This is a genomic window from Mesorhizobium sp. M7A.F.Ca.CA.002.15.2.1, from assembly GCF_003998715.1.
In the GTDB taxonomy this organism is placed as follows: Bacteria; Pseudomonadota; Alphaproteobacteria; order Rhizobiales; family Rhizobiaceae; genus Mesorhizobium; species Mesorhizobium ciceri.
On record NZ_RZPI01001262.1, the window covers coordinates 1 to 465 of the forward strand.

1 pseudogene is annotated in these 465 nt (G+C 64.3%); it reads right to left on the minus strand.

Going from position 1 to position 465, the window contains the following annotated elements:
- A pseudogene (locus tag ENZ74_RS34035) lies at positions 1-465 on the minus strand (AsmA protein); the annotation flags it as partial.

The window sequence follows — 465 nt, forward strand, 5'->3', positions numbered from 1 at the left end:
GAAAGATGCACGTCGCGCACCGTGGTGTCGCCGACCACCACCGCCGGCAGCTTGACCTCGACCGTGCCGGGGATGGTCGGCTTCGGCATATCGAGCAGCGCTTGCTCGAACGCCGCGATGCGCTGGTCCAGCGTCAGGCCGGCGCCGGCTTCGGCGCCCACCGCCTCGTCGAACTGCACCTGCGCGCCATTGGCCTCGATGGCGAAACTCGGTTTCAGCCCGAGATCGACAGAAGCCTTGCCATCGGCGGTGTAGGGGTTGTCGAGAGGCCCGGTCTCGAAGCGGAATTCGTCGACACCCAGCTTCTGGTGGTCTAGCGAAAACTTGCCGTTCAGCCGAAAGCCCGGATCGGGCTTGCCGGCCGAGACTTTCACCGTCTCGCCATCGGTGCCGCGCAGCTCGGCGCTGTTCTTGTCGGCACCATTCTTGTCAGGATTTGAAATCTTGAACTGGCCGGAGTAGACG